Annotated in this window: 20 protein-coding genes; 13 read left to right on the top strand and 7 right to left on the bottom strand. The window is 72.8% G+C overall.

All coding sequences use genetic code 11. The features are described from left to right. Window positions 1-8: 8 nt before the first annotated feature. Both ACN9M0_RS02310 and paaK read right to left on the bottom strand, forming a co-directional pair. The gene (locus tag ACN9M0_RS02310) at window positions 9-389 is read right to left on the bottom strand and encodes a VOC family protein (protein ID WP_366038282.1); all 381 of its coding nucleotides are present in this window, start codon (window positions 387-389) and stop codon (window positions 9-11) included. 23 nt (window positions 390-412) lie between these two features. Further along, a complete protein-coding gene (gene paaK, locus ACN9M0_RS02305; RefSeq protein ID WP_366038283.1) occupies window positions 413-1,699 on the bottom strand; it encodes a phenylacetate--CoA ligase PaaK in 1,287 nt (428 codons plus the stop codon). A gap of 297 nt (window positions 1,700-1,996) precedes the next feature. Between paaK and ACN9M0_RS02300 the strand changes: the two genes are divergently transcribed. Next, a complete protein-coding gene (locus ACN9M0_RS02300) occupies window positions 1,997-3,418 on the top strand; it encodes a family 2B encapsulin nanocompartment shell protein (protein WP_366038284.1) in 1,422 nt (473 codons plus the stop codon). 70 nt (window positions 3,419-3,488) lie between these two features. Next, window positions 3,489-4,283 carry a GNAT family N-acetyltransferase gene (locus ACN9M0_RS02295; protein WP_366038285.1) on the top strand — a complete coding sequence of 265 codons (795 nt, stop codon included), beginning with the start codon at window positions 3,489-3,491 and terminating at the stop codon, window positions 4,281-4,283. A 26-nt stretch (window positions 4,284-4,309) separates the two neighbouring features. Here ACN9M0_RS02295 and ACN9M0_RS02290 read toward each other — a convergent pair whose 3' ends face one another. Then, window positions 4,310-5,125 carry a pentapeptide repeat-containing protein gene (locus ACN9M0_RS02290; RefSeq protein WP_426403012.1) on the bottom strand — a complete coding sequence of 272 codons (816 nt, stop codon included), beginning with the start codon at window positions 5,123-5,125 and terminating at the stop codon, window positions 4,310-4,312. Window positions 5,126-5,240: 115 nt separating this feature from the next. Between ACN9M0_RS02290 and ACN9M0_RS02285 the strand changes: the two genes are divergently transcribed. The 4 genes from ACN9M0_RS02285 (at window position 5,241) to ACN9M0_RS02270 (ending at window position 8,562) form a co-directional block, all read left to right on the top strand. Beyond that, window positions 5,241-6,761, top strand: a complete 1,521-nt coding sequence (locus tag ACN9M0_RS02285) for an alpha/beta fold hydrolase (RefSeq protein ID WP_426403011.1) — start codon at window positions 5,241-5,243, stop codon at window positions 6,759-6,761. Window positions 6,762-6,968: 207 nt separating this feature from the next. Continuing rightward, the gene (locus ACN9M0_RS02280) at window positions 6,969-7,475 is read left to right on the top strand and encodes a hypothetical protein (RefSeq protein WP_366038288.1); all 507 of its coding nucleotides are present in this window, start codon (window positions 6,969-6,971) and stop codon (window positions 7,473-7,475) included. Between the two features lie 2 nt (window positions 7,476-7,477). After that, window positions 7,478-7,891 (top strand): tail fiber domain-containing protein, encoded by a 414-nt coding sequence (locus ACN9M0_RS02275; protein WP_426405271.1) that lies wholly within the window; start codon window positions 7,478-7,480, stop codon window positions 7,889-7,891. Then, window positions 7,888-8,562, top strand: coding sequence for a 2OG-Fe(II) oxygenase (locus ACN9M0_RS02270; protein WP_366038289.1), 675 nt, complete (start codon window positions 7,888-7,890; stop codon window positions 8,560-8,562). Before ACN9M0_RS02275 ends, ACN9M0_RS02270 begins: the two co-directional genes overlap by 4 nt. 6 nt (window positions 8,563-8,568) lie before the next feature. Here ACN9M0_RS02270 and ACN9M0_RS02265 read toward each other — a convergent pair whose 3' ends face one another. Next, window positions 8,569-10,257 (bottom strand): acyl-CoA synthetase, encoded by a 1,689-nt coding sequence (locus tag ACN9M0_RS02265; RefSeq protein WP_426403010.1) that lies wholly within the window; start codon window positions 10,255-10,257, stop codon window positions 8,569-8,571. Window positions 10,258-10,429: 172 nt separating this feature from the next. Between ACN9M0_RS02265 and ACN9M0_RS02260 the strand changes: the two genes are divergently transcribed. From ACN9M0_RS02260 to ACN9M0_RS02230, 7 genes are all read left to right on the top strand, one after another. After that, window positions 10,430-11,230, top strand: a complete 801-nt coding sequence (locus ACN9M0_RS02260; protein WP_366038291.1) for a crotonase/enoyl-CoA hydratase family protein — start codon at window positions 10,430-10,432, stop codon at window positions 11,228-11,230. Window positions 11,231-11,418: 188 nt separating this feature from the next. Next, on the top strand, window positions 11,419-12,387 hold the full coding sequence (locus ACN9M0_RS02255) for a Zn-ribbon domain-containing OB-fold protein (RefSeq protein ID WP_366038292.1): 969 nt from the start codon (window positions 11,419-11,421) through the stop codon (window positions 12,385-12,387). Continuing rightward, the gene (locus tag ACN9M0_RS02250; RefSeq protein ID WP_426403009.1) at window positions 12,384-13,445 is read left to right on the top strand and encodes a thiolase domain-containing protein; all 1,062 of its coding nucleotides are present in this window, start codon (window positions 12,384-12,386) and stop codon (window positions 13,443-13,445) included. The genes ACN9M0_RS02255 and ACN9M0_RS02250 overlap by 4 nt, the downstream gene beginning before the upstream one ends. After that, entirely contained in the window at window positions 13,435-14,604 is a 1,170-nt protein-coding gene (locus tag ACN9M0_RS02245; protein WP_366038294.1) for a thiolase domain-containing protein, read from the top strand. Before ACN9M0_RS02250 ends, ACN9M0_RS02245 begins: the two co-directional genes overlap by 11 nt. Window positions 14,605-14,633: 29 nt before the next feature. Further along, window positions 14,634-15,044 carry an ACT domain-containing protein gene (locus tag ACN9M0_RS02240; RefSeq protein WP_366038295.1) on the top strand — a complete coding sequence of 137 codons (411 nt, stop codon included), beginning with the start codon at window positions 14,634-14,636 and terminating at the stop codon, window positions 15,042-15,044. Between the two features lie 787 nt (window positions 15,045-15,831). Further along, on the top strand, window positions 15,832-16,332 hold the full coding sequence (locus tag ACN9M0_RS02235) for a hypothetical protein (protein WP_030688984.1): 501 nt from the start codon (window positions 15,832-15,834) through the stop codon (window positions 16,330-16,332). 16 nt (window positions 16,333-16,348) lie between these two features. Beyond that, window positions 16,349-16,714: an RNA-binding S4 domain-containing protein gene (locus tag ACN9M0_RS02230; RefSeq protein WP_366038296.1), complete on the top strand. Its 366-nt coding sequence runs from the start codon at window positions 16,349-16,351 to the stop codon at window positions 16,712-16,714. Window positions 16,715-16,769: 55 nt separating this feature from the next. Here ACN9M0_RS02230 and ACN9M0_RS02225 read toward each other — a convergent pair whose 3' ends face one another. From ACN9M0_RS02225 to ACN9M0_RS02215, 3 genes are all read right to left on the bottom strand, one after another. After that, the gene (locus tag ACN9M0_RS02225) at window positions 16,770-18,968 is read right to left on the bottom strand and encodes a terpene synthase family protein (RefSeq protein WP_366038297.1); all 2,199 of its coding nucleotides are present in this window, start codon (window positions 18,966-18,968) and stop codon (window positions 16,770-16,772) included. Between the two features lie 159 nt (window positions 18,969-19,127). Continuing rightward, complete coding sequence (locus tag ACN9M0_RS02220) at window positions 19,128-21,047, bottom strand: N-acetylmuramoyl-L-alanine amidase (protein WP_426405270.1); 1,920 nt, start codon at window positions 21,045-21,047, stop codon at window positions 19,128-19,130. Between the two features lie 362 nt (window positions 21,048-21,409). After that, window positions 21,410-22,537: an aminoglycoside phosphotransferase family protein gene (locus ACN9M0_RS02215; protein ID WP_366038298.1), complete on the bottom strand. Its 1,128-nt coding sequence runs from the start codon at window positions 22,535-22,537 to the stop codon at window positions 21,410-21,412. Window positions 22,538-22,541 lie beyond the last annotated feature (4 nt).

The raw sequence follows: 22,541 nt of genomic DNA, 5'->3' as shown, positions 1-22,541 counted from the left end.
GAGGGGCGTCAGCCCGCACGCTCCTCCATCACACAGAGAATGTTCCCCTCGCTGTCCTTGAACCAGGCGCCACGCATGGTGTCCGACTCGACCACGCCGTCGACCGTCTTGATGCCGGGCAGGTCGTACTCCTCGAAGGTGACGCCCTTGGAGCGCAGCTCCTTCATCTCGCTGTCGAGGTCGTCGACCTTCCAGCTCGCCAAAGTGTGATCGGCCTTGCCGCCGTACGGCGTCTCGTAGAGGCCGATCGTCGTTCCACCGCACTCGTACCGGGTGTCCTCGGGCGACTCCTTCGTGAGGGGGAGTCCGAGGGTCTCCGAGTAGAACTGCTTGGCCCTGATCATGTCGCTGACCGGAATGATCGCGGCTATGGGGGAGTCAGACAGCATCGCAACCACCTCCTCCCTCCAGGCTACGCGCCCCGCAGGTCCACGATCCGCTTGATCTTGCCCACCGAGCGCTCCAGCGTCTCCGGGTCGACCACCTCTACGGCGACCGAGACCCCGACCCCGTCCTTCACCGCCGCCGCGACCGCCCGGGCCGCCTCCGCGCGCACCTCCGGCGTCGCGTCCGGACGGGCCTCGGCCCGCACGGTCAGGGCGTCGAGCCGGCCCTCCCGGGTCAGCCGCAGCTGGAAGTGCGGGGCCACGCCCGGGGTGCGGAGCACGATCTCCTCGATCTGGGTGGGGAAGAGGTTCACCCCGCGCAGGATGATCATGTCGTCGCTGCGCCCGGTGACCTTCTCCATCCGGCGGAACACCCGCGCGGTCCCCGGAAGCAGCCGGGTGAGGTCACGGGTCCGGTAGCGGATCACCGGCATGGCCTCCTTGGTGAGCGAGGTGAAGACCAGCTCGCCCTCCTCCCCGTCGGGCAGCACCTCGCCGGTGAACGGGTCCACGATCTCCGGGTAGAAGTGGTCCTCCCAGATGTGCAGGCCGTCCTTGGTCTCCACGCATTCCTGCGCCACGCCGGGGCCGATGACCTCCGACAGGCCGTAGATGTCGACCGCGTCGATCGCGAACCGCTCCTCGATCTCCTTGCGCATCTCCTCCGTCCACGGCTCCGCGCCGAAGACGCCCACCTTCAGCGAGGTCGACCGCGGATCCACGCCCTGCCGTTCGAACTCGTCGAGCAGCGTCAGCATGTACGAGGGGGTCACCATGATGATCTCGGGACGGAAGTCCTGGATCAGCTGCACCTGCCGGGCCGTCATCCCGCCGGAGGCCGGGATCACCGTGCACCCGAGGCGCTCGGCGCCGTAGTGGGCACCGAGCCCGCCGGTGAACAGGCCGTATCCGTACGCCACATGGACCTTGTGCCCGGGGCGCGCACCGGCCGCGCGCAGGGAGCGGGCCACCACGTCGGCCCACATGTCCAGGTCGGCCTGCGTGTAGCCGACGACGGTCGGGCGGCCGGTGGTGCCGCTGGAGGCGTGGATCCGCCGGATCCGGGACTGGTCGACGGCGAACATGCCGAAGGGGTAGTGGTCGCGCAGGTCCGACTTGGCGGTGAAGGGGAAGCGGGCCAGGTCCGCGAGCGTGCGGCAGTCGTCCGGGGTCAGTCCGGCCGCGTCGAAGGAGCGCCGGTAGAAGTCGACGTTCTCGTACGCGTGACGCAGGGTCGCGCGCAGCCGCTCCAGCTGGAGGGCCGCCAGCTCCTCGCGTCCGAGCCGTTCGCCGCTGTCCAGCAGTTCCGTCATGCGCCACTCCTCCGCTGTCGTAAAACGGACTACCGATCATTCGGTCGATCCGTTCCCGGTCAGTAAAACCGGAAGTACCCGGGGCTTGGCAAGGGGGCGGGATGACTTTTCCCGCGCGCGAGTCCGCACGGACGGCGGAGCGTGCAGGGCGCTCGCGGGGCGGCCACCGCCGCGCGGCGCTCCCACCCGTTCGCGCCGCACCCGGATGACGTACACCGCTGTGCGTTACACCTGGGCACGGAGAGTGACGTACGAGAGTCCGTGCACGTCGCAAGAGCCCCAGAAAGCGAGTCACCCATGTCGGTCGACACCGTGCCGGCGGCCACCCCGCCCGCCATCGAGCTCCGCCAGGTCCAGCTCAGCCTCAGCACCGCAGCCGCCCGCAACCTCGCCACCACCACCAAGTCCGAACCCCAGATGCAAGGCATCAGCTCCCGCTGGCTGCTCCGGAAACTCCCCTGGATCCACACCCCCGGCGGCGTCTACCGGGTCAACCGGCGCCTCTCGTACGTGGTCGGCGACGGCCGCGTCACCTTCGTCAAGAGCGGCTCCAGGGTCGAGGTCATCCCCGCCGAGCTGGCCGAGCTCCCGCTGCTGCGCGGCTTCGACGACCCCACGGCGCTCGGCGCCCTCGCCGAGCGCTTCGTCCAACAGGAGTACGAGCCGGGCCAGATCGTCGTGAACGCCGGCCGGAGCGCCGACCACGTCTACCTCGTCGCCCACGGCAAGATCGAGAAGCTCGGCACCGGACAGTACGGCGACGAGACCCTCCTCGGACGGCTCGGCGACGGCGACACCTTCGGAGGCCAGGTGCTCGCCGGGGACGGGGCATGGGACTTCACCGCCAAGGCCGTCACCGCCGTCACCCTCCTCGCCCTGCCCCGCACCGCCTACCAGGCCGTGGCCGAGCAGTACGAGAACCTCCGCGACCACGTCCAGGGAGCAGGGTCCAACGGCCAGCGGCGCCCCACCAACCGGGTCGGCGAGGCGGCCATCGAGCTCAGCGCCGGTCACGTCGGCGAGGCCGCGCTGCCCGGCGCGTACGCGGACTACGAACTCAAGCCGCGGGAGTACGAACTCAGCGTCGCCCAGACCGTCCTGAAGGTCCACACCCGCGTCGCCGACCTCTACAACCAGCCGATGAACCAGACGCAGCAGCAGCTCCGCCTCACGATCCAGGAACTCCGCGAGCGCCAGGAGCACGAGCTCGTCAACAACCCCGAGTTCGGGCTGCTCCACAACACCGACTTCGACCAGCGCATCCAGACCCACTCGGGCCCGCCGACCCCGGACGACCTCGACGACCTGCTCAGCATGCGCCGCGACACCGACTACCTTTTCGCCCACCCCCGGGCCATCGCCGCCTTCGGCAAGGAGTGCAACAAGCGCGGTCTCGCACTCGGCTCCGTGGACGTCGACGGACACCACATCCCCGCCTGGCGCGGCGTCCCCCTCCTGCCCTGCGGGAAGATCCCGGTCACCGACCGGCAGAGCTCCTCGATCATCGCCGTCCGTGCGGGCGAGAACAACGAGGGCGTCATCGGCCTCCACCAGACCGGTCTCCCCGACGAGGTCGAACCCGGCCTCAACTGCCGCTTCATGGGCATCGACGAGAAGGCGATCATCTCCTACCTCGTCTCCGCCTACTACTCCGCCGCGATCCTCGTGCCGGACGCGGTCGGCATCCTCGAGAACGTCGAGGTGCGGCCGCGCGCCTGACCGCCGACCGGGCGGGGGGTGCCGGCAAATTCCGTTGCCCGGCGCCGGACACGGTGCTGGAGTGGCCGCCATGGAACCCCAGCACCTGCGTGACCTGTACGACCTCCAGCTGCGCCGCGAGGCGCGCCCCGACGGGCCCGGCTGCCGGGTCGAGCGCGTCGGCGCCGTCGTCCGCCAGACCGGCCCCGCGCACGCGTGGAACGGCGTCCTCTGGTCCGGCCTCGACGCGCCCGGCGCCGACCGCGCCATCGCCGCGCAGATCGACCACTACCGCGCCGCCGGCCTGTCCTTCGAATGGAAGCTGTACGCGCACGACACCCCCGCCGACCTCGGCGACCGGCTCCGCGCGGCGGGCCTCACCCCCGAGGAGCCCGAGGCCCTGATGGCCGCCGAGGCCGCCGACCTGCCCCGGGAGGTCCCGCTCCCCGACGGCGTCGAAATCCGCGCGGTCACCGACGAGGCCGGGGTGCGCCAGGTCGTCGAGGTCCACGAGCGCGCCTTCGGCACCGACAGCTCCCGCCTCGGCCGCCAGCTCCTGGACCGGCTCGCGGCCGACCCCGGCACGGTCACCGCCGTCGTCGCCCTCGCCGCGGGAGAACCCGTCAGCGCCGCCCGCATGGAGCTGTACCCCGGCACGGACTTCGCGGGCCTCTGGGGCGGCGGCACCGTCGAGGGCTGGCGCGGCCGCGGCCTCTACCGCGCCCTCGTCGCCCACCGAGCCCGCATCGCCGCGACCCGGGGCCACCGCTACGTCCAGGTCGACGCGATGGACACCAGCCGCCCGATCCTCGCGCGCCTCGGCTTCCTGGCACTGTCGACCACCACGCCGTACGTGTACGAGGTCGAGGAACCGTCGCCTTCGTGACCGCGCCCCAGGGGCTCCCGGCGGCGTCAGGCCGTCCAGTGCGCGGGGCGGTCGAAGCCCTCCGGGAGGCGGGTCGCCGCGTCACCGCGTGCGGAGTTCAGCTGGGGCTGGGTCAGGAACAGCGCGCCGGTCAGGTCCGCGCCCGACAGATCGGCGTCCCGCAGGTCGGCGCCGATCAGGTCCGCGAGCGACAGGTCCGCCCCCGTCAGGTCGGCGGCGATGAGCAGCGCCCCGCGCAGGTCCGTGCCCCGCAGCTTCGCCCCGCGCAGCCGCTTGCCGATCAGGTCCGCCCCGCGCCGGCTCTTCGGCCGCCCGCCGGCCGTGGCGCGGACCAGCTCGCTCGTCCTGAGGAGCAGCGGATTGACCTCGGCCCGCACGGCGCCGACGTCCAGCTTCTCCAGGGCGTCCGGGGTGCCCCCGGCGAGCTCCTCGACACGGGCCAGCGCGGCCCGCAGCTCGGCGTGCACCGGGCGGGCCGTCCGCAGGGCCAGGGCCTCCGTGAGGTAGCGCAGCAGCTCGTGCAGCTGGCGCACCACCGGGAACACCTCGTACATCTGCCGGGCCGTCTCCGGAGCCTCGCGCCAGGACACGCCGCCGAAGGTCACCTGGGAGACCCGCTGGCCGGCGCCGAAGCAGTCGTACACCGTGCAGCCCTGGAAACCGCTCGGCCGCAGCCGGGTGTGGATGCCGCAGCGGAAGTCCTCCTGGAGGTTCCGGCAGGGCTCTCCCGATGCCTTGTTCACGGCGAAGTCGGCCGATTTGGCGAAGGGCAGCGCCACGCAGCACAGGCCGAAGCAGTTCGCGCAGTCGCCGCGCAGTGCGGATTCCCGGGTGTCGGGCACGGTGAAACGGTTCCTTCGCAGGTCGGGGACGGCCCTCCACCGTATCGCGCCGACCGCGTCGCGCTCTCGGCGAAACCGATTGCGATGATCCGCGCGGCCGGTGAAGATCGTCGGCATGCCGACGTTCACGACGTATGACGGAACCGAACTCGCCTACCGCATACAGGGGGAGGGGGAACCGCTCGTCTGCCTGGCGGGCGGGCCGATGCGCGACGCCGGCTACCTCGGCGACCTCGGCGGACTCGCCGCCCACCGCGCCCTCGTCCTGCTCGACGCCCGAGGCACCGGCGCGAGCGCCGTGCCCGCCGACCCCGGCACGTACCGCTGCGACCGGCAGATCGGCGACGTCGAGGCCCTCCGCGCCCACCTCGGCCTGGAGCGGATCGACCTCCTCGGCCACTCGGCGGGCGGAAACCTCGCCGTCCTGTACGCCGCCGCCCACCCCGAGCGGATCCGCTCCCTCGTCCTCGTCACCTCCGCCGGACGCGCCCTCGGCGTCGAGACCACCGACGAGGAGTGGGACAAGGCCGTCGAGCTCTTCGCCGACCGGGACTGGTACGCGCAGGCCAGGGCCGCCCTCGACACCATCGGCCCCGACACCCCGCTCCGGCGCGTCTACGAGATCGCCGCCCCCTTCGGGTACGGCCGCTGGGACCCCGCCGCCCAGGAGCACGCGGCGGCGGGCGAGCGGGAGATCAACTGGGAGGCCGCACCCGCCTACCACGGCGAAGGCGCCTACGACCCGCAGGCGACCCGCCGCGCGCTCGGCGCGCTCACCGCGCCGGTCCTGATCGTGGCGGGCGAGTACGACGCGGGCCCGACGCCCGCGAAGGCGGCCGAGGCCGCCGCCTTCTTCCCGCACGCGGAGCTCGTCGTCCAGCCGGGCGCCGGACACTTCCCCTGGGTCGACGACGCGGACGCCTTCGTCCGCCCGGTCGCCGCCTTCCTCGACCCGGCCGTCCGCACGGTCACCGTGGCCGGCGTACGCCTCGCCTACCGGGTCACCGGACCCGAGGACGCCCGGCCCGTCGTCCTCGTCCACGGCCGCGGCAACAACAGCACGACCTGGACGGACATCGCCGCCGACCTGGCCGCCGACCACCGCGTGTACGCGGTCGACCTGCGCGGCCACGGACTCAGCGACCGGCCCGGCCGCTACGGCTTCGAGGACTTCCGCGACGAGCTCGGCGGCTTCATGAAGGCCCTCGGCCTCACCGGCGCCGGCGTCGTCGCCCACTCGATGGGCGGCGCGGCCGCGTACCTCCTCGCCCAGCGCGCACCCGGCCTCATCGGCCGCCTCGTCCTGGAGGAGGCGCCGGCCTTCCTCCCGCTCGACCCGCCGCGCCCGGTGGCCGAGCGACCCGAGGGTCCCCTCCCCTTCGACTGGGGCATCGTCACGACCACCGATGCCGAGCTGAACGCCCCCGACCCGGCCTGGCGCGAGGAGCTGACCACGATCACGGCCCCCACCCTCGTCCTCGCCGGCGGCCCGACCAGCCACGTCCCCCAGGACCACCTCACCCTGCTCGCCGACCGCATCCCCGACGCCCGCCTCGTCAGGATCGAGGTCGGACACCTCATCCACAACGCCGCACCCGCCGAATTCCTCGCGGCGATCAGGAAATTCGGCCTCTGAGGGCCCGTGCGGCCGTGCCGTGGCCGGTATGAATCGTCCGCGTTCGTCACGGCGCCGCCGACGGTTCATCAGATGGTGCGTACTCCTGTCCGTCGGACGCTCGTACCGGACGCGCGTGACTACGGTCGTGCCCGTCGTCCCACAGGGGGCGGCACCGGTCGAGTGGGAGTGAACATGGGTTCTGTCGGTCGTCGGACCGTCGCGGTGATGGCAGCCGCTCTGGCGTCGCTGGGCGCGGGGAGCGGTGTCGCCGCGACCGCGACCCCCTCGTCGCCCGCGCCCTGCAGCGGCGCGGAATGCCCCAGCCTGAAGCCGACCAGGCTCACCGTCAGCCAGGCCACCCTGAACGTCACCCAGATGCAACTGGAGAACATCCACGCGATGGCCTCCGACGCCGTCACCGGGGAGCCCGTCCGGGGAGCCAAGATCGTGTTCGCCACCGTCGGCGGCCGGACGCTCGGGGCGGCCTACACCGACTACGACGGCGTCGCCTCGATCACCGCCCCCGAGAACCTGGGCCCCGGGACCCTCCAGGAGCTGCTGGGCGGCTACGAGGCCGCGCTGGTCGGCGACGGAGTCCACGCGCCCGTCGGAGCCCATGGGGCGATCACCGTCGGCACCGACCAGGGGCCGGGGGTGCCGAACGCGCCGTGCTCGATCTGCAGCGACCACCGGCTCAAGCTGGACGTGGTCCCGGTCGACTGGAGCCGGTGACGATGCGGATCCTGCACCGCCGGACCCGGCGGGCCGGCCGCGCCTCCGCGGACCTCGGCGCGTACGGCCTGCCGGGTGCCGCCGTGGCCCCGGCCGGCGCGCGGGACACCGCCGCCGTGGCACCTGTCGGCGCGGTCAACGGCTTCGCGGTCCTGGAGACCGTGGCCGCGCTGCCCGTCAGCACCTGGCGTTACCTCTGGGAGGCCGAGGACGTCCGTCACCTCGGACCGATGGCCCAGGACTGGCACACGGCCTTCGGCTTCAACCCGGACGACACCAGGATCCCCGTCGTCGACGGCCTCGGCGTCGCCCTGGTCTGCGTCCAGGCGCTCCACCGCCAGGTGCAGGAGCTCAAGGCCGAGGTGGACCGGCTGCGAGACGCAGCGGCCACGGCCACGTCCGAGGCGGGGCGATGACGGCGGGCGGCCTGTCGCCGGTGTCCACGGACGCGATCTGGCGGCTTCCCGTGACGGTCTGCCGCATCACCGGCTTCCTGGGCGAGCGGACGGCCGACGCGTTGCTGGAGCGCGCCGTCGCCGCCACCGGCGACCGACTGAAGCCCTCCATGGTCCGGGACCAGGAGCTCGCCCCAGACCTGCGCCGGTCCCGCTCGTGCCCGGACTTCGACGCGCCCGAACTGCTGGCGGCCATCGAGGACGTACGGGACGCGGTCGAGCACACGCTGGGAGTCGACTGCCGGTACACCGAACCTCGTTACGGCCTCAACGTGCACAACGACGGGGACTTCTACGGACCGCACCAGGACACCAGCGTCGAGTACGCCCGCCGGCGTCTGCTCACGTTCGTGTACTACCTGCACCGCACACCCCGGCCGTTCCGCGGCGGCGAGCTGCGCGTCTTCGACGCCGCCCTGCCGCTGCACACCGGGACGACCGGGGAGTGGCGGGAACGCACCTGGCGGGACTGGGAACCCGAGCACGACAGCATCGTGTTCTTCCTGCCCACCGCCTGGCACGAGGTGCGGCCGGTCGTCTGCCCCGGGAAGAGGCACGAGGACAGCCGCTTCGCCGTCAACGGCTGGCTGTGCGGACCCGCCCCCGCCGACCGCGGCGGCGGGGGCCGGTGAGGCCGCTCAGTCGCGCCCGTCGGCGTCCGCCTCCACCGCCACCGCGCGGGCCCAGCGGTAGTCCGCCTTGCCGCTGGGGGAGCGCTGGATGCGGTCGGTGAGGACCAGTTGGCGGGGGACCTTGTACCCCGCCAGCTGCTGCCGGCAGTGGGTCTGGAGGGACTCCAGGTCCAGCGCCGGGGCGTCCGGGCGGAGCTGGACGACCGCGGCGACGTGGTTGCCCCAGCGGGCGTCGGGGACACCGGCGACCAGCGCGTCGTACACGTCGGGGTGGGACTTCAGGGCCTGCTCCACCTCCTCCGGATAGACCTTCTCGCCACCGGTGTTGATGCACTGCGAGCCGCGGCCCAGGACGGTGACCACGCCGCTCTCGTCCACCGTCGCCATGTCGCCGAGCAGCACCCACCGCACCCCGTCCCGCTCGAAGAAGGTCTCGGCGGTCTTGGCCGGGTCGTTGTAGTAGCCCAGCGGGACGTGGCCGCGCTGGGCGAGGCGGCCGGTCTCGCCCGGCGCGACGGGGACCCGGGTCGCCGGGTCGACGACCTGGGTGCGTTCGTTGACGTGCAGCCGGAAGCCCTTGGCCGGGCCGGAGTCGTCGGTGGCGCGGCCGTTGGAACCGGACTCGGTGGAGCCGAAGTTGTTGAGCAGCACGACGTTGGGCATGAGCTCCTGGAGCTGGGCCCGTACCGTCTCGGACATGATGGCTCCGGACGAGGACAGGCTGAAGAGGGCCGAGAGGTCCGTCCCCCTGAGCGGACCGCGCAGCGCGTCCACGAGCGGCCGCAGCATCGCGTCCCCGACCAGGGAGATGCTGGAGACCTTCTCCTTCTCCAGGGTGCGCAGCACCTCCTCGGGCACGTACTTGCGGTGCAGGACCACCCGCTGCCCGTAGTTGAGCGCGATGAACGCGGTCAGCGTGGAGGTGCCGTGCATGAGCGGCGGCGCGGGGAAGAAGGTGATGCCGGCGCCGCCGGCCGCGACCCGCTCCGCCAGCTCCTCGGGGCGCTTCACGGGCTCGCCCGAGGGGTCGCCCCCGAACAGCCCGGCGAAGAACAGGTCCTCCTGGCGCCACAGGACGCCCTTGGGCATACCGGTCGTGCCGCCGGTGTAGATGATGAAGAGGTCGTCGGGCGAGCGGGGACCGAAGCCGCGCTCCGGCGAACCGGCGGCCTCCGCCTCCGTGAACGGCACGCAGTCGAGAGCCGGGGCTCCCTCGAACGGGGCGCTGTGCTGCGCAGCAGCTCCTTGAGGGGTGGTGGTCGGGCGACGGGAGGGCGGGGTCCCCACCCGCACGAGGTGCCGCAGCTTCTCCGTCTGCGGCAGTGCCGCCGCGACCCGGTCGGTGAACTCGGCGTCGAAGACGAGAGCGGCCAGGTCGGCGTCCCGGTAGAGGTAGACGAGCTCCTCCTCCACGTAGCGGTAGTTCACGTTGACCGGAACGATCCGCGCCTTGAGGCAGGCGAGGACGGTCTGCAGGTACTCGACGCCGTTGTACAGGTGGAGGCCGAGGTGCTCGCCGGGCCGGATGCCCGCGTCGGTCAGGTGGTGCGCGATCCGGTTGGCGGCGGCGTCGAGCTCGGCGTAGGTGAGCCGCCGCTCCCGGCCGGTGCCGGGATGGTCGACGTACACCAGCGCCTCGCGGTCGGGGACCACGTCGACGACCGATTCGAACAGGTCGGCAAGGTTGTACTCCACCGTTCCTCCTGACCCCGGTTCGCTGGCTCACATGGACGTGGCGGTCATTAGAGCGCCGACCGGTCACCGGGGGAAGGGGGTGCGCAGAAGAATCTGACTGAGTGTCAGAAAACTATTGAACTGGACCCCGGGCTCCTGCAACCTGTTCCAGAACTGGAGACGGGAGACCCCCATGGGCGGCACCGAACACCTCAGCGTCCGGCGCGAAGGCGCCACGCTCGTCCTCACCTTGAACCGGCCCGAGGCCAAGAACGCCCTCTCACTGCCGATGCTCGTCGGCCTGTACGACGGCTGGCTGGAGGCCGACGCCGACGACACCGTCCGCTCGGTCGTCCTCACCGGCGCGGGCGGTTCCTTCTGCGCGGGCATGGACCTCAAGGCCCTCGCAGGGAAGGGAATGGAGGGCGAGCAGTACCGGGACCGGCTGAAAGCCGACCCCGACCTGCACTGGAAGGCGATGCTCCGCCACCACCGCCCCCGCAAGCCGGTCATCGCCGCCGTCGAGGGGTACTGCGTCGCCGGCGGCACCGAGATCCTTCAGGGCACCGACATCCGCGTCGCCGCCGCCTCCGCCACCTTCGGCCTCTTCGAGGTCCGGCGCGGCCTCTTTCCCATCGGCGGCTCCACCGTCCGCCTGCCCCGTCAGATCGCCCGCACCCACGCGCTCGAAATGCTTCTCACCGGCCGCCCGTACAGCGCCGAGGAAGCCGCCGCCATCGGCCTCGTCGGCCGCGTCGTCCCCGACGGCACCGCCCTGGACGCGGCCCTCGACATCGCCGAACGCATCAACGCCTGCGGGCCGCTCGCCGTCGAGGCGGTCAAGGCGTCCGTGTACGAGACGGCCGAACTGACCGAGACGGAGGGGCTCGCCGCCGAACTCAAGCGGGGGTGGCCGATCTTCGACACGGCCGACGCGAAGGAGGGGGCGAGGGCGTTCGCGGAGAAGAGGGCGCCGGTGTATCGGCGGGAATGAGTTCTCCCCGCCCCACCCCGCCCCTTCCCATGACCAGGGGCTCGGCCCCGAATCTCAGCCCGGCCGGCGTTTGAGGCGCGGGGTCCGGGGCGGAGCCCCAGTTCGGGAAGGGGCGGGGTGGGGGAGAAGCCCCGCGCAGCGGCCCCAGCACCGTCCCAAGCCGACCGCCCCGACCAAGGAGCCCGCCCATGACCGTGACCGAACCGCCGGAGGCCCTCCGCGCCCCCCTCGTCGTCGAGTTCCCCTTCACCCGCTCCCTCGGCCCCGTCCAGTCCGCCTTCCTCACCGGACTCCGCGAGCGCACCGTCCTCGGCGTGCGCACCGAGGCGGGTGAGGTGCTCGTCCCGCCCGTCGAGTACGACCCCGCGACCGCCGCCGAACTCCGTGACCTCGTCGAGGTCGCCGCCACCGGCACCGTCACCACCTGGGCCTGGAATCCCGAGCCCCGCCCCGGGCAGCCGCTCGCGACCCCCTTCGCCTGGGTCCTCGTGCGCCTCGACGGCGCCGACACCGCCCTTCTCCACGCCCTCGACGCCCCCGGCCCCGAAGCCGTCCGCACCGGCCTGCGGGTCCGGATCCGCTGGGCCGCGGAACGGGCCGGCGCCATCACCGACATCGCCTGCTTCGAACCGTACGAGAGCAGCGAGAGCACGGACGCGCACGAACCCGCCCCGCACGACGGCCGGTTCGAGGACCTCGTGACCGGCATCGTCGCCCCCGCCCGCCTCGACTACACGTACAGCCCCGGCCGCGCCCAGACCCGCTATCTGCACGCGCTCGCCGAGCGCCGCACCGTCGGCGAGCGCTGCCCGTCCTGCGCCAAGGTGTACGTGCCGCCCCGCGGCGCCTGCCCCACCTGCGGCGTCGCGACCACCGACCAGGTCGAGGTCGGCCCCCGCGGCACCGTCACCACCTACTGCATCGTCAACATCAAGGCGAAGAACCTCGCGATCGAGGTCCCGTACGTCTACGCCCACATCGCCCTCGACGGCGCCGGGCTCGCCCTCCACGGCCGCATCGCCGGCATCCCGTACGACGAGGTCCGGATGGGTCTGCGCGTCGAACCCGTGTGGAGCGAGGGCGGCCGCTACCCCGACCACTACCGGCCCACCGGCGAGCCCGACGCCGACTACGACACCTACAAGGAGCTGCTGTGAGGCCGGACCGAGAAGTGGCGATCGTCGCCTTCGCCCAGAGCGACCACCGGCGGCACACCGACGACCTCTCCGAGGTCGAGATGGTGATGCCCGTGCTGCACGAGGTGCAGCGGCAGACCGGCCTGAAGGCCGCCGACATCGGCTTCACCTGCTCCGGCTCCTCCGACTACCTGGCCGGGCGCGCCTTCTCCTTCACCATGGCCCTCGACGGCGTCGGCGCCTGGCCGCCGATCTCCGAGTCCCATGTCGAGACGGACGGCGCCTGGGCGCTGTACGAGGCGTGGGTGAAGCTCCTGACCGGCGAGGCCGACACGGCCCTCGTCTACGCCTACGGCAAGTCCTCGCCCGGATCCGTCCGCGACGTCCTCACCCGCCAGCTCGACCCCTACTACCTCGCCCCGCTCTGGCCCGACTCCGTCGCCCTCGCCGCCCTCCAGGCCCAGGCCCTCGTCGACGCCGGGGACACCGACGAACCGGCCCTCGCGGCGATCGCCGCCCGCAGCCGCGAGGACGCGACCGCGAACCCGCACGCCCAGCTGCCCGGCGCCCGCCCCCAGGGCGACTACGCCGTCCACCCGCTCCGCACGGGCGACTGCCCGCCCATCGGCGACGGCGCCGCCGCCGTGATCCTCGCCGCCGGCGACCGGGCCCGCGAGCTGTGCGAACGCCCCGCCTGGATCAGGGGCATGGACCACCGGATCGAGGCCCACTCCCTCGGCGTCCGCGACCTCACCGACTCGCCCTCCACCCGCCTCGCCGCCGAACGCGCCGGAGCCTTCGAGCGGCCCGTCGACACCGCCGAACTCCACGCGCCCTTCACCTCCCAGGAGGTCGTCCTGCGCAAAGCCCTCGGCCTCGACGACAGCGTGCGCGTCAACCCCTCCGGCGGCGCCCTCGCCGCCAACCCCGTCATGGCCGCGGGCCTGATCCGGCTCGGCGAGGCCGCCGCCCGCATCCACCGCGGCGAGTCCGACCGCGCCCTCGCCCACGCCACCTCCGGCCCCTGCCTCCAGCAGAACCTCGTCGCCGTCCTGGAAGGGGAGACCCATGTCCGGTAAGGAGCCCGTGGCCGTCGTCGGCATCGGCCAGACCAAGCACGTCGCCGCCCGCAGGGACGTCTCGATCGCCGGACTCGTCCGGGAGGCAGCCCTCCGCGCCCTGGCGGACGCCGAGCTGACCTGGGCCGACATCGACGCCGTCGTCATCGGCAAGGCGCCCGACTTCTTCGAGGGCGTCATGATGCCGGAGCTGTACCTCGCCGACGCGCTCGGCGCGGTCGGCAAGCCCATGCTCCGGGTGCACACGGCGGGATCGGTCGGCGGCTCCACCGCCCTCGTCGCCGCCAACCTGGTCTCCGCGCGCGTGCACCGGACCGTGCTCACCCTCGCCTTCGAGAAGCAGTCCGAGTCCAACGCCATGTGGGGCCTCTCCCTGCCCGTCCCCTTCCAGCAGCCGCTGCTCGCCGGCGCCGGCGGCTTCTTCGCCCCCCACGTCCGGGCCTACATGCGCCGCACCGGCGCCCCCGACACGGTCGGCTCCCTCGTCGCGTACAAAGACCGGCGCAACGCCCTCAAGAACCCGTACGCCCACCTCCACGAGCACGACCTCACCCTGGAGAAGGTCCAGGCCTCCCCGATGCTCTGGGACCCGATCCGTTACTCCGAGACCTGCCCCTCCTCGGACGGCGCCTGCGCCATGATCCTCACCGACCGCACCGGCGCCGACCGCGCGCCGCGGCCACCGGCCTGGGTGCACGGCGGGGCGATGCGCAGTGAGCCCACCCTCTTCGCCGGCAAGGACTTCGTCTCCCCGCGGGCCGGCCGGGACTGCGCGGCCGACGTCTACCGGCAGGCCGGCATCACCGACCCACGGCGGGAGATCGACGCCGTCGAGATGTACGTGCCGTTCTCCTGGTACGAACCCATGTGGCTGGAGAACCTGGGCTTCGCCGAGGAGGGCGAGGGCTGGAAGCTCACCGAGGCCGGGGTGACCGAACTCGACGGCGACCTGCCCGTGAACCCCTCGGGCGGGGTGCTCTCCACCAACCCCATCGGAGCCTCCGGGATGATCCGCTTCGCCGAGGCCGCGCTCCAGGTACGGGGGGACGCCGGCGAGCACCAGGTCGACGGCGCCCGCCGGGCGCTCGGCCACGCCTACGGGGGAGGCGCCCAGTTCTTCTCCATGTGGCTCGTGGGTGACACCCCGCCCACCGGCTGACCTCACGGCGGGGGCCTACCCTGACCCCCATGAACGCGGAACGCGACCTGACCCGGCTCCTCGCCGGGATGCGCCCGGAACTCGACCCCGGCCGCTACGTCTTCACCACGGTGGACGGCCCCGCCCCGGCCGGGGTCGCCCCCGTCGTCACCGTCACCGAACCCGAGGGCCTCACCCTCGTCGTACGGCAGGAGGAGGCGGACGCGGCCGGCCTCGCGTACGACTACGTGGCCGGCCGGATCACGCTCCGGGTGCACTCCGCGCTCGACGCCGTCGGCCTGACGGCGGCCGTCGCGAGCGAGCTCGCCGCGGCGGGCATGAGCTGCAACGTGGTGGCCGGATTCCATCACGACCACCTCTTCGTCGAACACGGCCGGGCCGATGAGGCGTTGGCCGTCCTGAGCAGGCTGTCGCGGAGGTCGTCCGGCTCGGCCGCATGACCGTCACAAGCGGCCCCACCGGGCGTACGCCGACGCCTTAGCGGGGCCACGCGCCCGCTCCTCCCGGTATCGCGCCGGGCGTGCGCCCTCGGTGCGGGGGCGGAACGTGGCTCGACGGGGTGGCCGGCCGGACCTCCGGGGATTCGGCCTCTTCGAACGCGAAGCGGCGCTCGACGCGGCCGAGGACGCTCTCGATCTTCTGACGGGCCTGGCCGACGGGCCTGGCCGACGGACCGCCCTGGCCCGAGCGGATCCCCGCACCCCCGCACGGCCCCGAGCTTCCACCTGGTCGTTGTCCCGAGCCCGACCGTGTCCGCACCTCACGCGCGCGTGGACAGCGGAACCGCGACCGCGCCGGGCCCTCACGGGGGCGTGGACGAGGAATCCCTGACCGCGCAGGGCTCCCACCTGCGCGTGGACCGGGAAGCGGCGACCGCGCCGGCGCTGCCACGCGCGCGTGGGCGGGCAGCTCCACCTTGCCCTCGCCGAGGCCGCCGCCACCCCCGACGGGGCCCGCCGCACCGCTGAGGAGCGGTCGCCCGCGCCCGCCGGTACGGCGCGCCCTCCGCGATCGGACAGACGCTCCGGGTGACCGCCGAGGTCTCCGAGCCCCCCACGGGTGGAGTCCGTCGACCGGCTCGACCAGACGCCCGCCACCGCAAGCTCGGCACCACGGCTCGGGCCCCGCCCAGGCCCTGCGGACGATCGGCGGGCCCGGCGGGCAGGGCTGACCTGAGGCGGCCGCCCGGCGCGTCGCATCGCCCGCCGGGGCACGTACCATGGCCGTATGTCCTTCCTCCGCCGCCGCAGCGCCGCCACACCCGCGGGCCCGGACTTCGACGTCCTGGCCATGGATCCGGGAGACTGGCCCGGCAATCTCGGCGCCGGTCTGCTGCCCGCACCCGACGGCTCCTGCCAGGGCGTGTTCCTGCGCTACGACCTGTTCGGCGGCCGGGGACCCGCGATGATCATCGGCAACCTCCCGGAGGGCTCCCCGGCGCGTGAGCTCGCCGACGGCCAGATCCCCTTCGAGGTGGCGCAGCTCCTCGCCGCCCTGGAGAACGACGAGCCGGTCGAGGTCCTCGACACCGAGGACATGCCCGTCATGCAGGGCGACAACCTCCTCATCGTGCGCCGCCTCAAGCTCTCCGAGAGCCGTATCTCCTGCGTCCAGTTCGACCGCAGCGACAACGTCCTCGTGACGATCGCCAGTTGGGACCGGCCGATCACCGACGACCTGTACGCGCTGCTCAAGCCGCTGCCCGCCGAGCTGTTCCAGCAGGGCTGACGGGGGAGCGGGGCCGATGAGCGCGCGCGTCGACGCCTGGATCTGGGCGGTCCGTCTGACCAAGACCCGCTCGCAGGCCGCGGCCGCCTGCCGGGCCGGACACGTCAAGGTCAACGGCGAGCGGGTGAAGCCCGCCCAGGCCGTGAAGCCCGGTGACGAGGTCCGGATCTTCCACGGCGGCCGGGAGCGGATCGTCGAGATCAAGGAGCTCCACACCAAGCGGGTCGGCCCGCCGGTCGCCGCCGAGGCGTACGTGGACAACAGCCCGCCCCCGCCGCCCCGGGAGCACGTCGCCGTCGCCGCCGTGCGCGACCGGGGCGCGGGACGCCCGACCAAGCGCGAGCGCCGCGAACTCGACGACCTGCGCGGCCGCCGCGCCTGACAGACGACCCGAAGGCCTCCGGGAACCCTCCCGGAGGCCTTCGGCGTACGTGACGTCAGCGGGTCCCCGCGCCGAGCAGCTCCGAGATCCGCGCCGCCGAGGTGCCGAGCCCCGTCGGACCGCGCCGCAGCAGTGCGCTGCCGCTGCCCGCGCGGACGTCCTCCGCGCCGTAACGCCGCACCTTCCGGTGCCAGTTGAGGACTCCGGCGAGCCAGTCCTCCAGCTCCCGCAGGTACGCCTCGAAGGCCGCCCGCTCCGCCGCGTCGAGCCCGAAGTCCTCGTAGAGGAGCGGCACTTCGCGGTCCTTCAGGACCTCGTACTGGTGCAGCCGGCCCCGCATCAGATCGGCGACCATCGCCACCGCCGTCGGATAGTCGCAGTCGAAGAACTTCTGCAGCACCAGGACGCCGTTGTGCACCTCGCCCTCGACCTCGATCTCCTTCTGGTACGAGAAGAGGTCGTTGATCAGCGCACCGTAGTCCATGACCGCGTTCTCCAGGCTGCGGACCGTCCCCGAGCGGAACAGCTCCGGGGGCAGCGTCACGTCCTGCCGGATCCGGCACAGGAGCGTGGTCAGCTCGGAACCGAAGGTGCTGCGCCGCATCTCGATGTAGTCGACCGGATCGGGCACCCGGTGCTGCACCACGTTGTGCATCTCCCACATCCAGCTGTCGAGCATCACGTCGAGCGAGGCCCGCAGCTGCGCCCGTGGCCCGCTCGCCATCGACGTGGCGGTCCGCTCCCAGATGTCCGCGAGCGCGCGTTCCAGCGGGTTCACCGCGAGCGCGGCGCCGGCCGCGGGCTCGTCGAGCGGCATGCAGGCCTTGAGCCGGTCGGTCTGCTCCTTCGCGCCGGCCAGACCGGCCGCCCGCCCGAAGACGGACGGGTAGTAGTCGTCCGCGTAGGTGCCCCAGGTCAGCCAGTCGGCGCTGAGCTCCAGTTCCTCCAGGGACGCGTCCGGGTCGAGCCCCGCCGAGCACAGCGCGAGGTCGAAGCCCTCCGCCATCGGCCGGTCCCACAGGTCGTCCAGGAGCCCCATCCGCTCCGCCCAGTCCACGGTGTGCTGCCGCGCCGCCGGGTGGTGGGGGTTGATCGTGAGCGGGTACGGCAGGTCGAACTCGGGCAGCAGCGAGGGCCCCACGTGCTGATGCGGCTGATGCGTGAAGGCGCGGTGCCGGGCGGCCGCCGGGCGCCCGAAGACGTTCCGGATGTCGAGGGCGGAGGTGCCGATGATCCCGTCCAGGTGCGAGGGTCCGCCGACCATGCCCTCGTTCATGTAGCGGCTGGAGCGCATGTGCCACTCGTGACCGCCGGACTGCCAGTCCTGGAGCCCCTTCGCGTACGCCGCGACGGCCGCGCACTCCTGCGGGCTCAGGCCCTTCTCGGCGGCGAGCAGCGGGACTTCGGTGAGCGCGGTGTTCTCGAACTGCTGGACGCGCGAGGTCAGCAGGTCGTTGACGGCGTCGGCCGCCTCCTGGGTCGTGCACCCGAGGAAGCGTTCGAGGACCAGGACGCCGTTGCTGTTCTCGCCCTCCTCCTCCACCTCGCGCTGGTACGAGAAGAGGTCGTTGCGCAGGTGCACGGCGTCCGAGAAGGCGTCCTTGAGTACGCGCAGCGGCCGGGAGTACGCCACCTGGGCGGGGACCTCGGCCCCCGCCGCGTACTCGACGAGACCGGCCGACCAGGGCGCGCCGCCCACCTTGCGGCGCATCTCGATGTACTCCAGGGGGTTGGCGACCCGCCCGTCGTTGATGTTGTCGAGCTCCCACAGCGACTCGTAGAGCAGGTGCTCCGTCGCCTCCGCGAACCGCACCCGCCAGCCCTCGGACATCGAGGGAACGGTCCGCCGCCAGAGGTCCGCGAGGCCCGCCTCGACGGGGTTGGTCGGCTCGGGCATGCCCGTCAGCGGGTCCGCCGGCATGAACAGCGGCAGCCGGTCCAGATAGGCCTTGCTGCCCGCCCGGTCCTGGGTGCGCTTGAAGACCTCCAGGAAGTGGTCGTCGAAGAAGAAGACCCAGGTGTACCAGTCGGTGACGAGGTTCAGCGCCTCCTCGCCGCAGTCGGGATGGGTGTAGGAGCAGAGCAGCGCGTAGTCGTGGGAATCGAGGTCGTGCTCCTCCCAGACCCCCGAGCCCTCCAGCATCCCCATCTCCCGCGCCCAGTCGCGCGTGTGCGTGCGGGCGGCCTCCAGATGGGGATTGAGCCGTGCCGGATACGGAACATAGAAATCCGGCATAACGAAGGGCTGAGGCATTTCCTGGGGGGCCTTCCGGTGAGCTGGGGCTGTGACCGGCCCAGCCTTACCCGTCGCCCGGACGGCGCACGCGATCTCCTGAATAGTCGTATGAACGCCGAAGGGGTGGTGCCGGACCCCGTGTCCGGCACCACCCCGCACCTTTCGGCCAGCCCGTTGTCAGTCCTGGGAAACCCGCACGTCAGCGGCCTTCACAAAGGCGATCCGATGGCCGAACTGGATCTGGTAGTACTCCTCCGGGCCCCGGACGACCGTGTGCCCGCTCGGGTCGAACACCGGCGCGAAGAAGTACTCGCCCGGGGTGCTGCCCCCCACCACGTACCGCTGACCCGCGAGCAGCTTGTACGGCAGCGGCGACACCGACTGCACCGGCACACCCGCCGGATAGGCCGAGGCCTCCGGATACGCCCGCCCGTACACCGGCACCTCCGCCAGGCCCTCCCGGGGCGTCAGGACGGTACCCCGCGCGTTCACCGCCGTCGGATCCTCCACCGGGTTGCGGAACCACGCCTTCTGCCCGAGGTACCAGACCGCCGTCCAGTCCCCCCGGCGCTCCGCCACCGCGAAGCTCTGCCCGGTCGAGGCGCGCGCGCCGGTGTCGTTGACCCCGGTCGTGGAGTCCTGCCCGCCCGGCCGCAGACCGATGTCCTTCACCAGGGGCGCGTCGGAGCTCGGCGCGGTGTGCAGGCGCACCGCCCCGCTGCCGTGCGGCACACACGCCTGGCCCGCCGTCACACAGCCCGTGTAGACCGGCTGGTGGGTGCTGTAGTCGGGCCGGATCGTCACCACGCCCGCGTGCGGACCGGCGCTCGGGGTGATCGGACGCCCGAGCAGCTGGAAGTAGTGCGCCCAGTCCCAGTACGGCCCCGGGTCCGTGTGCATGTTCTTGATCGAGGACGTCACCGTGCCCGGCACGTTGTCGTGGCCCAGGACGTGCTGCCGGTCCAGCGGGATGTCGTACCGTGCGGCGATGTACCGCACCAGGCGCGCCGACGTCCGGTACATCGCCTCCGTGTACCAGGAGTCCGGCGAGGTCAGGAAGCCCTCGTGCTCCAGGCCCACCGACTTGGCGTTCACGAACCAGTTGCCCGCGTGCCAGGCCACGTCCTTCAGCGGCACGTGCTGGGCGATGTGCCCGTCGGAGGAGCGCAGCGAGTACTGCCAGGACACGTACGTCGGATCCTGTACCAGCTTCAGAGTGGTGTTCCAGTCGGCCTCGGTGTCGTGGATCACGATGTAGTCGATCGACTGGGAGACGGGCCGGTTCCCCTTGTCGTGGTTGCCGTAGTCGCCGTCGCCGAACTCCTCGTACGGCGCGGGGATCCACTCGCAGGCCACCGAGGCCGGGCACTCCACGGGCCCGGCGGCGGGCCGGCGGAGCCCCAGGGACGCCACCTGGCCGGTGGCCGGCGCGACCGCCGGCGCGGCCGGGAGCGTCACCACCTGCCCGCTGTCCGTCGTCCGCGTCTCCCCGGTCCGGATGACGTCGAACACGTCGTCCGCGTACGTCGCCGCCGTGGCCGAGTCGTCCGCACCGGAGTACCGCGCCACCGCCCCGTACCAGTCGGCCGGGTCCGCGCTCGCCGGAAGCCCGGCCTCGCGCTGCGCCGCCGCGAGCAGCGCCGCCCCGCCCTCGATGTTCGCGGCCGGCACCGTACGCAGCTCCTCGGCCGGGATCCCGGACAGCGCGGCCGCCCGCTCCAGGGTCCGCAGCCGCTCGGGCAGCGCTCCGGGCTCCGGCAGCGGGGCGTCCGCACCCGTGCGGGCCGCACGCGAGTCGTCGCCGCGCGCGTCCTCGCCGCCCTCGGAGTGGTGCGGGGCGGTCCGGTCGAGCGCCGTCACCGCGTCCGTCAGGTGCATCGGCCCGTAGCCGCCGGTCACACTCGGCGCACCACCATGGGTGTCCCACCGCGACTGCAGGTACGCGACGGCGAGCAGCACGCTCTCGGGTACGCCCTGACGCTCGGCCGCCCGCGCGAACTGCCCCTGCAGGACACCCGCCTCGGGCACGTCGGCGCCGGCCGGCAGGGCGGCGGACAACAGGGGGAGCAACAGGGCGGCGGACGCCAGCGCGCCCACCGCCCCCGGGACACGGATCGGCGAGGGACGTCTGCGCGACGCGGAACGGAGCAAGGCAGCCTCCAGAGGCAGGGGGTGACACGGGGGCGTGCGGGGCCGAACCCGTACAGGGGTATCGGCTCCCGGACGTTCCGTCAATCACACCCGCACAAAAGGAAGTTCCCACGTCAGCGCGGGAATGGAGGCCATGTGGCGGAATTTCGCGGAGACGGGTCCCGGGCCTGGGACGCGTCACTGGAGTGGACCAATGGGGGCGGCGCGCCCGGCGTGGCCCAGCGGCGGAAAGCCGATGCGCCGCGTCCCGGTGTGTCGGCACCGGGCTCACGGCGCACCGCCCCCGTATGGTCGGCCGGACCCGCCCTTCAGCGCGTCCCGACCGCCGCGCGCACGGCCCGCCGTGCCATGGCGCAGTCGTCGTGCAGCCGCCTCAGCAGCAGCCGCTGTTCCTCGCCGGGCGCGAGCGCCCCCGAGGGCACCGGCACGGTACCGGCCGGCGGAGCCTCCTTCATGGTGCGCTGCACCGCCGTCTCGTAGGTACGGATCTCCCGCGTCAGCACGATCATCAGGTTCACCAGGAAGGCGTCCCGGGAGGCCGGGCCCGCCTGCTGCGCGAGCTGACTGATCTGGCGCCGGGCCAGCGGCGCGTCGGCGAGCACCGCCCACAGGGTCGCCAGGTCGTAACCGGGCAGGTACCAGCCCGCGTGCTCCCAGTCGACGAGCACCGGCCCCGCGGGGGACAGCAGGATGTTGGAGAGCAGGGCGTCACCGTGACAGAACTGGCCCATGCCCTGACGGCCGCCCGCGTGCGCCAGACCGTGCAGCAGCTTCTGCAGGTCGTCCCGGTCCCGGTCCGTGAAGAGCCCGAGCTCGTGGTAGCGCGCGATCCGGGTGCCGTAGTCCAGCGGGGCGTCGAAGGTCCCCGCCGGCGGCCGCCAGGCGTTGAGCCGGGCGACGGCACCGAGCGCGGCCCGCACGTCGGCGCGGGGCGGGGCCTCGACGGGGTGACGCGACAGCGCCGCCGCCCGCCCGGGCATCCGCTCGATCACCAGCGTGCAGTTCTCCGGGTCCGCGGCGATCAGCCGCGGCGCCCGCACCGGCGGACGGTGACGGACGAAGGAGCGGTAGGAAGCTATCTCGTGCCGGAACCGCTCGACCCACGCGGGGGAGTGGTCCAGTAAACACTTCGCGACCGCCGTGGCCCGCCCGGTCGTCCCGACGATCAGTACGGAACGGCCGCTGCGCCGCAGCACCTGCACCGGGTTGAACTCCGGGCAGATCCGGTGGACCGACGCGATCGCCATCTTCAGCTGCGCCCCCTGGGGGCCGGACAGATCGAGTCTCCCGCTGACCGGCTGGGTACCGGTGCCGCCCGCCCAGCGCCTCGGCCTGACGGCCTGGGGGGCGGGGGCGAGGTACGGTCCGGCGCCGGCCGGGACAATGCGGTGCTGCGGCCGGGGCGGTGCGGACACGGAGGACGATGCTGTGTACATGGAG

Origin of the sequence: Streptomyces sp. R-07, assembly GCF_049913175.1 — a bacterium.
In the GTDB taxonomy this organism is placed as follows: Bacteria; Actinomycetota; Actinomycetes; order Streptomycetales; family Streptomycetaceae; genus Streptomyces.
The sequence above is the reverse complement of the archived record's forward strand: the minus strand, read 5'-3'. Positions and strand labels throughout refer to the sequence as shown.